The organism is Bradyrhizobium sp. CCGUVB23 (assembly GCF_024199885.1).
GTDB lineage: Bacteria > Pseudomonadota > Alphaproteobacteria > Rhizobiales > Xanthobacteraceae > Bradyrhizobium.
In genome coordinates this window covers 4,265,621-4,279,138 of the sequence record NZ_JANADQ010000001.1, presented here as the reverse complement: position 1 = coordinate 4,279,138, position 13,518 = coordinate 4,265,621, and the positions used below count along the sequence as shown (strand labels likewise).

General features: G+C 64.0%; 10 protein-coding genes. 2 read left to right on the top strand and 8 right to left on the bottom strand.

Annotated features, from left to right (window positions below):
- Positions 1–375: 375 nt before the first annotated feature.
- Positions 376–1,947 (top strand): L,D-transpeptidase family protein, encoded by a 1,572-nt coding sequence (locus NLN62_RS19525; protein ID WP_254109876.1) that lies wholly within the window; start codon positions 376–378, stop codon positions 1,945–1,947.
- Positions 1,948–2,138: 191 nt separating this feature from the next.
- Here the strand turns inward: NLN62_RS19525 and NLN62_RS19520 are convergent, their stop codons facing one another.
- The 7 genes from NLN62_RS19520 to NLN62_RS19490 form a co-directional block, all read right to left on the bottom strand.
- Positions 2,139–2,840, bottom strand: coding sequence for an ABC transporter ATP-binding protein (locus NLN62_RS19520; RefSeq protein WP_254109875.1), 702 nt, complete (start codon positions 2,838–2,840; stop codon positions 2,139–2,141).
- Positions 2,833–3,567 (bottom strand): ABC transporter ATP-binding protein, encoded by a 735-nt coding sequence (locus NLN62_RS19515; protein ID WP_027524072.1) that lies wholly within the window; start codon positions 3,565–3,567, stop codon positions 2,833–2,835. Before NLN62_RS19515 ends, NLN62_RS19520 begins: the two co-directional genes overlap by 8 nt.
- On the bottom strand, positions 3,554–4,657 hold the full coding sequence (locus NLN62_RS19510; protein ID WP_254109874.1) for a branched-chain amino acid ABC transporter permease: 1,104 nt from the start codon (positions 4,655–4,657) through the stop codon (positions 3,554–3,556). The genes NLN62_RS19515 and NLN62_RS19510 overlap by 14 nt, the downstream gene beginning before the upstream one ends.
- 6 nt (positions 4,658–4,663) lie before the next feature.
- On the bottom strand, positions 4,664–5,881 hold the full coding sequence (locus NLN62_RS19505) for a substrate-binding protein (RefSeq protein WP_254109873.1): 1,218 nt from the start codon (positions 5,879–5,881) through the stop codon (positions 4,664–4,666).
- 3 nt (positions 5,882–5,884) lie between these two features.
- Positions 5,885–6,742 (bottom strand): branched-chain amino acid ABC transporter permease, encoded by an 858-nt coding sequence (locus tag NLN62_RS19500; RefSeq protein WP_027524069.1) that lies wholly within the window; start codon positions 6,740–6,742, stop codon positions 5,885–5,887.
- Positions 6,743–6,778: 36 nt separating this feature from the next.
- Positions 6,779–8,293 carry an amidase gene (locus NLN62_RS19495; RefSeq protein ID WP_254109872.1) on the bottom strand — a complete coding sequence of 505 codons (1,515 nt, stop codon included), beginning with the start codon at positions 8,291–8,293 and terminating at the stop codon, positions 6,779–6,781.
- 171 nt (positions 8,294–8,464) lie between these two features.
- Positions 8,465–9,652 (bottom strand): substrate-binding domain-containing protein, encoded by a 1,188-nt coding sequence (locus NLN62_RS19490; RefSeq protein ID WP_254109871.1) that lies wholly within the window; start codon positions 9,650–9,652, stop codon positions 8,465–8,467.
- 179 nt (positions 9,653–9,831) lie between these two features.
- Between NLN62_RS19490 and NLN62_RS19485 the strand changes: the two genes are divergently transcribed.
- Positions 9,832–10,275: a MarR family winged helix-turn-helix transcriptional regulator gene (locus NLN62_RS19485; RefSeq protein ID WP_027524066.1), complete on the top strand. Its 444-nt coding sequence runs from the start codon at positions 9,832–9,834 to the stop codon at positions 10,273–10,275.
- Between the two features lie 221 nt (positions 10,276–10,496).
- On the opposite strand, the gene secA is transcribed toward NLN62_RS19485, so the two are convergent.
- On the bottom strand, positions 10,497–13,337 hold the full coding sequence (secA, locus tag NLN62_RS19480; RefSeq protein WP_027524065.1) for a preprotein translocase subunit SecA: 2,841 nt from the start codon (positions 13,335–13,337) through the stop codon (positions 10,497–10,499).
- Positions 13,338–13,518: the final 181 nt, after the last annotated feature.

Sequence of the window (13,518 nt, the reverse complement as noted above, 5' to 3'; positions counted from 1 at the left end):
GGCCCCGGCTCAGCGACGCACCGCTCCGCGCTGCGTCGCGTCCGGGGCACGAGACCATCCCCGAATGACGGCCTCAATAGCCCGCTAACACCCCATTAACCCTTTTTTCGCCCGAATCGGCGATCCCGGCCGTAATTGAGCCGCTACGCCCTGATTTAGTCTTTGTTGACCATCCCTATGGGGCAACGGGCTCGTGATCCGCGCCTGGGTTGCGACGGTTTGGCCCAGAGGGTAAGATTTTAATCAATGGCTTCAGGGCATAAGCGCTGGGGCTTGGTCTGCAAAAAACCCGTCAATCGCGGGTCCGGATCGCCGGTCAGGCCATGCTCCAAACCTGGGGGTTTTGCGATTTGCCCGGTGAGTGTGGGGTCCATCTTGATTTCTAGCTCGCTTGCACGCGCGCTTTTGACGTCGGTTGCGCTTGTCACCAGCGTGCTGCTGGCTGGCTGCGACACCGATCAGGTCTCGCTTGCGACCAACGCCAAGGCCAACCAACCCGTCTCGCCAAAGCTTCTCGCCGCGATGACCGAGAAGGACATGGATCTGCAATCGCCGATCCTGGTCCGCCTGTTCAAGCAGGAGGCCGAGCTTGAGGTCTGGAAGCAGACCCGAAGCGGCCAGTTCGCGCTGCTCAAGACCTATCCGATCTGCCGCTGGTCGGGCGATCTCGGGCCGAAGGTGCGCGAAGGCGACCGCCAGGCGCCCGAGGGGTTCTACTCGATCAACCCCAGCCAGATGAATCCGCAGTCGGCCTATTACCTCTCGTTCAACACCGGCTATCCCAACGCGTTCGACCGCGCGCTCGGCCGCTCCGGCTCGCAGTTGATGGTGCACGGCGACTGCTCCTCGCGCGGTTGCTACGCGATGACGGACGAGCAGATCGCGGAGATCTATTCGCTCGGGCGTGAGTCCTTTTTCGGCGGCCAGAAGGCGTTCCAGTTCCAGGCGTATCCGTTCCGGATGACGCCGGTGAACATGGCCAAGCACCGCAACAATCCAAACATGGCCTTCTGGAAGATGATCAAGGAAGGCAATGATCATTTCGAGGTGACGCGGCAGGAGCCGAAGGTCGATTTCTGCGAGAAGAAGTACGTCTTCGACGCGGCGAAGACGCCGGATGCCAAGCGCGATCCCGTGTTCGATGCCTCCGCAAAGTGCCCGGCCTACGTGATCCCCGACGACATCGCGAGCGCCGTGCGCGAGAAGGAGCAGAAGGACGAGGCGGAATACGCCAGGCTCGTCGCCAAGGGCACGCCGATGGCGCGCATGAATACCGGCATCGACGGCGGCATGAACAAGGTGTTCGCCGCGAAGATTCCGGAAGGCTCGACGGGCCTGTCCGAGGGCGCCGAAGGCTCCACGCTGCAGATGCTGGCGATGTCGAAGGCGCCCGGCACGATCCCCGGCACCGTCAATCCGCCGAGGCCGAACCTCGAGCCTGCCGCAGCAAGCCCGCAGAGCGAGCCGGTCGTCGCCGCCCCTGCGCAAGCCAGCAACACCCGCGTCGCGGCCGCCGCGCCCACTGACAAAGAGAATTCGCAAGGCGGCGGCTTCTTCTCCGGCCTCGCCCGCAAGATGGGCATGGGTAGTGCCGACACCACGGCGACCGCATCGCCGCCGCCGGCCACCACCGCTTCGGCAACTCCGCCCACGGCCGCATCCCGGCTGAAGGCCGCGGTGACCCGGTTCGTGCCGGGACACGGCACGGCCAAGGACGCGAAGGACGCCCCCAAGGAAACTGCTAAGGAAGCAGCCAAGCCGGTCGCAGCCGCCAAACCCGCCGAGCCGAAGCCGGCCGACACCAAGGTCGCCGCCTCACGCCCGCCGCTGAAGCCGCCAGTGTCGGATAACGCGGCTGCAGCCGGCAGCAAAGACGCGCAACTCGCAGGCGCCGCGCCGGTGATGTCGTCGAACTCATTCGACAGCCGGTTCGGGGCGGTGAAGTAGGCGACGTCTTCGCGTCCAGAGACACACTCAGCCGTCATTCCCCGCGAAAGCGGGGAATCCAGTATTCCAGAGACAGCGCGAGGATACGGAGAGGCCGCGGCGAACTGTGTCGCCCGGTCGAGCCGTGCGACGAGATGCGGAGTGCGCGCACCGGCTGTGCACGCCCGACAAGTTGGGGCACCTGAAATTCCCTACGGCGCCAGATACCTTAGCAGCTCCGGATTCCCCCGCACATCTCCCGCCGCGCCCTGCAATGCGACGCGGCCGCGGTCGAGGACGTAAGCGTAGTCGGCGACCCTTAGCGCGAGGTCGAGGTGCTGCTCGACGATGATCACCGCGATCTGCTTGGCGAGCTCGATCAGGCGCTCGGTGATCTCCTCGATAACGCCGATCCAGACGCCTTCGGTCGGCTCGTCCAGCAGCAGGAGTTTTGGATCGCCCAGCATGGCGCGGCCGATGGCGAGCATCTTGCGCTCGCCTCCGGAGAGCGTGCCGGCGGGCTGGTCGAGGCGCTGGCCGAGCTTCGGGAAGATCGTCAGCACGCGGTCGACGGCGGCGGAATCCTTGGCCGCGAGCGAGCCGACGGCGAGATTGTCGCGTACCGACAGACGGGCGAACACCGAATGCTCCTGCGGCACGTAGCCGATGCCGGCGCGCACGCGCTCTTGGGTAGCGCGGCGGCTGATGTCGTGGCCATCGAAGGCGACCTCGCCCTTCCACGCCGGCAGCTCGCCGACGATCGTCTTCATCAGCGTGGTCTTGCCGGCGCCGTTGCGGCCGAGCACAGCGACGCCGCCGCGCCAGGGAATGCCGAGGCTGACGTCGAACAGCACCTGGCTGCGGCCATAGCCGGCGTCGAGATGCTTGATATGCAAAAACTCCTGCTCAGGCACGGCGCAAATAAATCTCCTGGACGGACTTGTTGGCCTGGATCTCCGACACCGTACCTGATGCCAGCACCTTGCCCTGGTCGAGCACGGTGAGGCGGTCGCAGATGTCGCGGATGAAATCTAGATCGTGCTCGACGATGACGAGTGAGCAGTGCTGCTTGATCGGCGCGAGCAACTCACCGGTGACGCGGCGCTCCTCCAGGCTCATGCCGCCGGTCGGCTCGTCGAGCAGCAGAAGCCGCGGCTTGCCGGCGAGCGCCATCGCGATCTCCAGCCATTGCTGCTGGCCGTGCGACAGCGTCGCCGCCGCATCGAAGGCGCGGCTCGCAAGACGGAACTGCGTCAGCATCGCCATCACCTGGTCATGCAGCGCGCCGCGGGTGCGCGAGAACACGAGATCGAACAGCGAGGACTGCGCCTGCAGCGCCAGCAGGATGTTGTCGTACAGCGTGAGCGTCGGCAGCACGCTCGTGATCTGGAATTTCAGGCTCATGCCGGCCCGCGCGCGCTCGGTCGGCGTGAACGCGGTGATGTCGGCGTTGACGAAAGAGACCTTGCCCTGCGTCGGCACCTCGGCGCCCGCGATGCACTTCATCAGCGTGCTCTTGCCCGAGCCGTTCGGCCCGATCAGGCCGTGAAACTCGTTCTCGCCGACGGTAAGCGTGGCGCCATCGAGCGCTGTGAGCTTGCCGAAGATTTTCGTGATGCCTGCGGCTTCAAGAAGCGGCATTGCGCTTCTCCTTTTCAGTCTCCTTGGGCTTCGCACCAAAGCTGCCGACGCGCTCGCGTTCTCCTAACACGAAGCTGATCAGGCCTAGGGGACGGAACAGGATGACGAACAGCAGCAGCACGCCCAAGATGATTGGCCAGATGTCGCGATAATTGTCCGACAGCCAGAAGCTGACGCCTTCGATGATCACGGTGCCGATCACGGCGCCGATCAGCGTGCCGGAGCCGCCGAACAGCACGTAGAGCACGACCTGGGTGGATACGACGACGCCGACCATGTTGGGCCAGACAAACCCTTCGTGGAAGGCGTAGAGGCTGCCGGCAAGGCCGGCGATGCTGCCGCCGACCGCGAACACGATGGCCTTAAGATGCTGGGCCTTGTAGCCAAAGAATGCGATACGCTGCTCGTTCTCGCGAAGGCCCGCGAGCGCCAGGCCGAATTGCGAGCGCACCAGGAAGCGGCACAGGAGATAGGCGACGACGAGGATGCCGAGCGTGAGATAGTAGAAGACCGACCCCTCGGAGAATTCGTAGGAGCCGAGCGTCATCGGCGAAATCGAGGGGATGCCGTTCTGGCCGCCAAGATAATACCAGCCGCGCGCGAGGCGGTCGGCGGCGTAGGAGCCGGTCAGCGTGCCGAGCGCGACGAAGATCACGCTCGACGGATGCCGGCCGAGCAGCAGGAAGCCGCCGAGCAGGAGTGCGAAGGTGAGACCAATGATCGTGCCCGCAGGGAGCACCAGGAAGATGTTGGTGATGTCGAGATCGCGCGCCAGCAGCGCCACGCCGTAGCCGGCCGAGCCGAAGAACAGGGCCTGGCCGAAGCTCATGATGCCGGCATAGCCCCAGACGAGGTCGAACGACAGCGCGAACAGCGCCAGGATGATGACGCGGGTCGCAAACACCGTGAGATAGTCCTGCAGCACGAGCGGCGCAATCAGCGCCGCCAGCAGCACCAGACCCTCGACGATCGGCAGGACCTTTCGTCCCGAGGCGGCCTGCCGCGCTTCGCTTTCAGCCATCGCACCGTCCGGCTCGTCGCCGACATCGGCGTCGATGGCTTCTCTTACCACACTCATCGACTTCAGCATTCGGTCTCAGCACTCTTTGGGATCGACGAGCCCGTCGCTGCGGCCGACGATCTCGTAATTGCCGCCCTTGGCCACCGCCGTGTACATCTTCATCTTGCAGTGGCGTTTGCCCGGCACCATTTCGGCCGGCCCGCCCGGACCTTCCGCGATCTTGGCGTGATCGAGTGCGGCGGCAACCGACTCGCGATCGATCTTGCCGGCCTCCTTGACCGCGGCCTCCCACAACTTCAAGCCGCGGTAGGTGCCGGTCGCGGCACTGCCGGCGGCGAACAGGAAGTTGCCGGGGAAATCCTTCTCATAGGCGGCCTGGATCCTGGCGTTGACCGGGTCCTCCTTGGTCAGCACCTTGAAATAGTCGAGGCAGCTTGCGAGGCCCTCGATCTCGTTCGCCTGGTTGATGTTGAGCGTGTTCTCGTCGTAGTAGACGCAAGCGAGCCGTCCGCCATTCTTGAGGAAGCCCGCCTCATAGAGCTGCTTAAAGAACGGTCCGACGCCGGGCGGGATCACGGTGTTGAAGACGACGTCGACCTTGTTGGAGATGATGCGGTTGACGGTTGCCGAGAAGTCGATCTGGTCGAGCGGGTAGTATTCCTCGAACACCACCTCGCCGCCATTGGATTCGATCACCTTGCGGGCATAGACGTTCAGCGTGTGCGGCCAGACATAGTTGGCGCTCGGCAGCGCGAACTTCTTGCCGCCGTTCTTGATCAGCCAGGGGATGAACTCGTCGCATTGCTGCGCAGGCGTCGGCCCGGTGCAGAACAGGAACGGCGTGCACTCCTTGCCCTCGTAGAGCTGCGGATAGATGTAGAGCGTCTTGCCGCGCGCCACGATCGGATCCTTGATCGCGTTGCGCATCGACGAGGTGATGCCGCCCAGCACCATGTCGACCTTGTCGCGCTGGATCAGCTTGCGCACGTTGCCGACGGCCACGGATTCGTTCGAGGCGGTATCTTCGATGTAGAGCTCGAGCGGCCGGCCCAGCAGGCCGCCGGTGTTATTGATCTCCTTGATCACCATCTTGGCGACGTTGGCGTCGGCGTTGCCGGCATAGGCGATCGGGCCGGTGAGGTCGGTCGCAATCCCGACCTTGATCGGGCCCTCCGCCGCGTTCGCCCAGTCGGGACGAATCACCCAGCTGGTGGCGCCGGTCGCGATCGCGCCGGAAGCAAAGGCGAAATTGGAGAGGAAGCGGCGGCGGGTGAGATTGACGCGATCGAACATGGACTAAACCCCTTTTCCAGCGATGAGGCCTTGCGGCCGGAATTTGATGAAGGCAATTGCAAGAACGAAGACGAGGACGTCGGCGATGACGGGCGCCATGACCCATGGCAGCGCGGCGCTGAGCGTGCCAATGACGCCGGCGCCCGCGACCGGTCCGATGAACGATCCGACGCCGCCGACCATGACGGCGACAAACCCTTGAATCAGGAAGCGGATGCCGAGATCGGCAAACAGGCTGAAGACCGGCACGATCAGCGCGCCGGCAAGCCCTGCGAGCGCCGCACCGAAGGCAAAAGTGACGCCGTAGATCAGCGGCGTCGAAATGCCGGAGGCGCGCGCCAGAGCCGGGTTCTCCAGCGTGGCGCGCACGCGCAGGCCAAAGCTGGTGCGCGAGAGCAGGAGATAGCAGGCGCCCATCACCAGGAGCGTGATCACGATGATGATGAAGCGCCAGGTCGAGATGTGCATGGTGCCGATGTCGATCGAGCCGCCGATCGGCTCGGGCACGGTCAGATAGAAGCCGCCGATCAGCCCGCGCACGGACTCGCGGATGATCAGGCCGAGCGCATAGGTGCCGAGCATGGCGACGATCGGCGCAGCGTAGAAGCGGCGGATGATCAGCCCCTCCAGCGCGAAGCCGAGCGCCCCGACCAGGAAGGGCGCGGCGACCATGCCAGCCCAGATCGGCAGGCCGTGGCTATAGGCGAGATAGGTGATGTAGGCCCCGAGCAGGACGAACTCTCCTTGCGCGAAGTTGAAGATGCCCATCATGCTGGCGATGATCCCGAGCCCCAGCACGATCAGGACGATGATCGCGCCAAAGCTCAGGATTTCGAACGCCGCGACGAATGCGTTAGCCATACGTTGCGATCCACCCAGCCGGCATCACGTCTCGCCTCACATCTTCTTCCAGTCGCCGATCTGCTCGAAGGCATGCGCGGCGCGGTAGATCGTCGATTCCTCGAAGTGGCGGCCGACCAGCATCAGCCCGACCGGCAGGCCGTCGACCATGCCGCACGGCAATGACATTGCGGGGTGATGGGTGATGTCGAATGGCGCGGTGTTGGCGATCATCTCCAGCGCGCGAGCGACATAGTCCTCGCGGCTGGCATTGGCCGGCGGCAACGGCGTCGCCTTCATCGGCGTCGTCGGCAGCAGCAGGAGGTCGTAATCGCCGAACGCCTTGTCATAGGCCGCCGTCAGGCGGCGGGAGATGTTGAGCGCCTTGCCGTAATAGCGGGGGCCGAAGGTGTTGTTGATGTAGGTGCCGAGCAGAAGGAACAGCTTAGTCGTCTCGGAGAGGGAATCGGCCTGCCGGCGCCAGCCGCGGTGGAAATCCATCAGCGAGGTCGAATAGAGATCGCCGCGGCTGAGGCCGTAGCCGTCGCCATACATCATGGTCTGGGTCATGCCCTCGGTGCCGATCGGCGTCCAGATCGCGGGACCTGCGAGATGCATCGGTATCGACACGGTCTCGACGGTAGCGCCGAGATCCCTGAAGCGCTTCGCCGCCTCGCGCACGCTCTCATTGACGGCTGCTTCTGCGGTCGGCAGCTCAAAACCCTCCTTGAGGATGCCGATCTTCATGCCCTTGATGCCGGCCCCCAGCGCCTTGGTGTACTCGTCGACCTTGGGTGACTTGATGCGGGGATCGTAGCCGTCGTCGCCGGCGATCACCTCGAGCAGCAGCGCATTGTCGGCGACCGTCGCCGTCATCGGGCCGGTGTGATCGACAAAAATCTCGATCGGCATGATGCCGGTGTAGGGCACGAGGCCCCAGGTCGGCTTCATGCCGTAGATGCCGCAGAACGAGGACGGCATGCGGATCGAGCCGCCCTGGTCGCCGCCGATCGCCATGTCGACCTCGCCGAGCGCGACGACGACGCCGCTTCCGGAGGACGAGCCGCCGGCCGAATAGCCCATCTTGTGCGGATTGTGCACCGGACCGACCGCGCCGGTATGGCTGCCGCCGGACATGCAGAAGGATTCGCAGTGCACCTTGCCGGCGATCTCGGCGCCGGCGTCCAGCATGCGCGTGACGATGGTGGCGTCGAAATCGGGCACATAGCCCTCCAGCGTCGCCGAGCCGTTCATCATGGGAACGCCAGCGAGCATGATGTTGTCCTTCAGCGCAACCGTCTTGCCCTTGAGCTTGCCGCTGGGGGCGCCCTTCACGGTCGACTTGCGATACCAGGCGTTGCGCGGGTTTTCGTCCGGCGAGGGCCGGTAGCCCGGCGTCCGCGGATATTTCACCGGCGGCAGTTCGTCGGGCATCGCCGCGACGAGATTGTAGGCCTCGATCGAGCCCTGCATCAGGCCGCGAAACGAGGCGACGTCTTCATCGGTCAGCGCAAGGCCGCACTGCTGAGCGACGCTGCGGAGCTGGGTTGGGGTGGGAAGGACAACTGACACGACGCTCTCCTCAAAGCTTTGAACGATCCCTGGACGGTCTCTTGGGCGTGCGGCCGCGGTCCGCTTTGCGAGCGCAGACCCACCGGCCTTGTCGCAACATTCAAAACGGAAATATTTTCCTTTTCAAGTATTATTTTGAAGAGGCACGCTTTGCGGATGTCCGCGCCGGCGTCAGATCGGCTTGATCAGCTTGAAGTCGAGACCATCGGCCTCGGCGAGATACATCGGCATCTTCGCGTGGCCGTTGCGCACCGTGACGGGGCCGCGCGCGCCGCTGTAGACGACGTTGCGCGCCGCCGCGAGCATCGGCCCCATCGCCAGTGTGCCGGCCTTGGCCGCAACCGCTTCGAGGAAGCGCAGCCCCTCATAGCTGGATTGCCCGAGCGAGCCGATCGGCGGGGCGTTCGGACCGAACATCGCGCTGTAGCGGCTCTGGAAGTCGTCATTGGCGCGCGAGCCGACGGCGGGGAAATAGCCGGAGGCGCAGAACAGGTTCTCGGAGTTGTCGGCGCCGATGCCGAGCAGCACGGTCTCGTCCATCGCACCGGCAAGCCGCAGCGTGGTCGCGCCGAGGCCGCATTCGCCGAAGGCGCGATTGAAGGTGATGCTGTCGGTGCCGATCAGCGAGATCAGCACGACATCGGGCTTGGCGGCGCGGATCCGCGCCAGGTGCGGCTCGTGATTGTCCTCGCCGAGCGACACGAACTCCTCGCCCACGACGTGGCCGCCGGTCTCCTTGATGTAGCGCTTCACCGCGCGATGCGACTGCCAGGGCCAGACATAGTCGCTGCCGATCAGGTAGCAGCGCGCGGCCTTCTTGACGTCGGCGAGCCAGTGGATCGACGGCCGGCTCTGCCAGCGCGGCGTCTCGCCGATCGCCATGACGCCCGGCGTCTGTTCGCCGCCCTCATAGACCGGCGTGTAGATGTAGGGGATGCGGTTGCGCGTGGTGACCTTGCGCAAGGCGACGCGGACCGCGCTGGTGTGCAGGCCTACGATGAGATCGACCTCGTCGAAGGCGATCGCCTGCTCGGCACGATCGAGGATCTCGTCGAGCGGCCCGCCGGCGTCGTAGATCGACAGCTCGATCTCGCGTCCGAGAATGCCGCCGCGCTTGTTGATCTCGGCGACGGCGAGCTGCGCGCTGCTGGTGGCGCACGGACCCCAGACCCCGGGCGAGCCGCTGCAGCAGATGAAGCCGCCGATGCGAAGCTTGCTGCTGGCGCCGCGCCGCCGGAAGAACGAGTGATCGCTCGGCGACAATGCCCAATCGATCGCCGGCGACGACAGATTCCTCAACAGCAGGGACGGCGGGAAGGCGGGCCCGCCGGAAGCCGGGAAGTTGACCGTCGAGCCCACACCAACTCCTGTCCGGTACCAGACCTAAAGCACATTCAGCGGGCGACCTCGGCATCCGCCCTTTTGTTGGGCAATCATCCTATTTTGAAAATATTGAATATTCAAGAATTGAAGTGCATATAGATGCAGCAGCAATTGCAAGACATTCACTCATTTGCACCAATACGAAGTCTTAAGCCGTGGCCAAACCGCCGAAAGAGAACTCCCCCATCACCGAGCACCTCGCCTACCTGCTGGCGCAAGCCAACCGGGAGATCAACCGCCAGCTTGAGCTGCGATTGAGCAAGGAGGGCGTACCGGTCGAGCAGTGGCGCATCCTCAAAGTCCTGTCCGACGGCGACGGTCATTCGATGGGCGAACTCGCGGATGCCGTGCTGCTCAACCATCCGACTTTGACCAAGATGATCGACCGCATGGTCTCCGACGCGCTGGTCTATCGCGTGCAGGACCCGAACGACCGCCGCAAGGTCCTGATGTTCATCTCCGACCGCGGCAAGGTGCTGTGCAAGAAGCTCAACTCGCTCGCGGTCGACCAGGAGGAGCACATCGTCGAGAGCTACGGCGACAAGTCGACGAGCGAATTGAAGCGGCTGCTGGAGAGTCTGATCGATAGCTCGAATTGAGCGGTTCGTGCAGATGTCGTGGCTTGATGATGTGGACCAAGCTGCGCACCACACACGCGATCGTAATCGCCCGCGAAAGCGGGCGATCCAGTATTCCAGAGACGGTTGTGGTTGAGCGGAGGAGCCGCGGCGTACTGGGTCGCCCGGTCAAGCCGGGCGACGACAGTGGAGAGTGAGGCGAGAGCGTCGCGCCTCAGAGGTCACGCGGCGCACCTCAGTCCTCACGCATACCGGCCGTGGCAGTGCTTGTACTTCTTGCCGCTGCCGCAGGGGCAGTCCTCGTTGCGGCCGACCTTGCCCCAGGATGCGGGGTTCTTCGGATCGCGCTGCGCGGCGTTGGCCTGGGGGGCCAGCGTCACGTTGGCGAAGGCCATCTCGTCCTCGCCGGTATCAGGATTGAGCTTGTGCGCTTCCATCGCCGGAATGACCGGCGCTTCCTGCTCCGGCGGGATGATCTCGACGCGCATGAGCTGCGCTGTGACGGCCTCGCGCAAGTGCGCGCTCATCTCCTGGAAGAGATTGAATGCCTCGGTCTTGTACTCCTGCAACGGATCGCGCTGGCCGTAACCGCGGAGGCCAATGACCTGGCGCAGATGGTCGAGCATGATGAGGTGCTCGCGCCAGAGATGATCGAGCGTCTGCAGCAAAATGGTCTTCTCGACGTAACGCATCACGTCGGGACCCCACTGCGCGACCTTGGCCGCCATGTGCTCGTCGGCGCGGTTCTCGATGCGCGTGAGCAGCTCCTCGTCGGCGATGCCCTCTTCCTTGGCCCAGTCGTCGACCGGCAGATCGAGATCGAGCACGCGCTTCAGCTCTTCCTTCAGGCCGGCGACGTCCCACTGCTCGGCATAAACATGCTCGGGCACGTGCTTGGCGACGAGGTCGTCGATGAAGGCATGGCGCATGTCGGCGATGGTCTCGGCGACGTTCTCGTCCTTCATCAGATCGACGCGCTGATCGAAGATCACCTTGCGCTGGTCGTTCTGGACGTTGTCGAACTTGAGCAAGTTCTTGCGGATGTCGAAGTTGCGCGCCTCGACCTTCTGCTGCGCCTTCTCGAGCGCCTTGTTGATCCAGGGATGGATGATGGCCTCGCCCTCTTTCAGGCCGAGCCGCTGCAGCATGCTGTCGAGACGATCCGAGCCGAAGATGCGCATCAAATCGTCTTCCAGCGACAGGAAGAATTTTGAACGACCGGGGTCGCCCTGACGGCCGGAGCGGCCGCGGAGCTGGTTGTCGATGCGGCGGGACTCGTGACGCTCGGAGCCGATGATGTAGAGGCCGCCGGGCTTCTTCACGGTCTTGGCGGGCTTACCGCCCTTCGCCGGCTCGATCTCGACGGTCTCCTCGGCCTTGAGCACGATGTCGCGGAAATGCTCGATGTCGGCCTTGATCTGCTCGATCTTTTTGGCCTTCTCGGCCTCGTCCTCGATCCCTGCGGTCTCCTGCTGGATACGCATCTCCAGGGAGCCGCCGAGCTTGATGTCGGTGCCGCGTCCCGCCATGTTGGTCGCGATCGTGATCGCGCCGGGAACGCCGGCTTCCGCAACGATATAAGCTTCCTGCTCGTGGAAGCGCGCATTCAGCACCGCAAACAGCTTTGCGGGCTTGCCGGCGCGGGCGGCGGCGTAGAGCTTCTCCAGCGCGCTCTCTTTACCGAAATCGATCTGCTTGTAGCCGTTCTGCTTCAAAAACTCGGCGAGCACTTCCGACTTCTCGATGGACGCCGTGCCGACCAGCACCGGCTGCAGGCGCGCATTGGCGCGCTCGATCTCGGCGAGGATGGCGACGTATTTTTCCTTCTGCGTGCGGTAGACCTCGTCGTCTTCGTCGAGACGCGCGACCGGCAGGTTGGTCGGGATCTCCACGACCTCGAGCTTGTAGATGTCGAACAATTCGTCGGCTTCGGTCGCCGCCGTGCCGGTCATGCCCGCCAGCTTCTCGTACATGCGGAAATAGTTCTGGAAGGTGATCGAGGCGAGCGTCTGGTTCTCTGGCTGAACCGCGACATGCTCCTTGGCCTCGAGCGCCTGGTGCAGGCCTTCCGAATAACGACGGCCCGGCATCATGCGTCCGGTGAATTCGTCGATGATCACGACCTCGCCTTCGCGGACGATGTAGTCCTTGTCGCGTGTGAACAGCGTGTGGGCGCGCAGCGCCTGGTTAACATGGTGCACGACAGAGACGTTCTCGACGTCGTAGAGCGACTCGCCCTTGAGCTGGCCGGCATCGCGCAGCAGCGTCTCCAGCTTCTCCATGCCGCCTTCGGTCAAGGTCACCGTGCGCTGCTTCTCGTCGACCTCGTAGTCCGTGACCTTCTCCAGCTTCGGCATGAAGGTGTCGATGGTGTTGTAGAAGTCGGAACGATCGTCGAGCGGGCCGGAGATGATCAGCGGGGTGCGGGCTTCATCGATGAGAATGGAGTCCACTTCGTCGACGATCGCGTAGTAATGCGGCCGCTGGACCATGTCCTCGAGCCGGTACTTCATGTTGTCGCGCAAATAGTCGAAGCCGTACTCGTTGTTGGTGCCGTAGGTGATGTCGCAGGCATAGGCCGCCTTGCGCTCGGTATCGTCGAGCCCGTGCACGATCACGCCGGTGGTCATGCCGAGGAAGCCGTAAATCTGGCCCATCCAGGCGGAGTCGCGGCGGGCGAGGTAGTCGTTGACGGTGACGACGTGGACGCCCTTGCCGGCGAGCGCGTTGAGGTAGACCGCCAGCGTTGCGACCAGCGTCTTGCCTTCACCGGTCTTCATCTCGGCGATGTCGCCCTCATGCAGCACGATGCCGCCGATGAGCTGGACGTCGAAATGGCGCTGGCCGAGCGTGCGCTTGGCCGCCTCGCGCACGGTGGCGAAGGCCGGGACCAGGAGGTCGTCCAGCGTCTTGCCGCTTGCGATCTGCTGCTTGAATTCGGCGGTGCGGGCCTTGAGGGCTTCGTCCGAGAGTTTTGAAAGTTCCGGCTCGAGCGCGTTGATCGCGTTGACGCGGGATTGGTATCCCTTCACCCGCCGGTCGTTGGCGGAGCCGAAAAACTTGCGGGCGAGCGCGCCGATCATGCCAAATTCCTGTGTTCGCGAATACCGCGTTGCAGCCAAGAGGTTGTCACCAACTTGCCTATCAACTCACCGTGACGCCTCGCGGCCAAGACCCCGTTCCGGGGTCATCCGCCATATGGGTGGGAATTGAGCAAATCTGGGTTCAACGGCCAAAAACGCAGCAAAATAAACGCTATCGCCA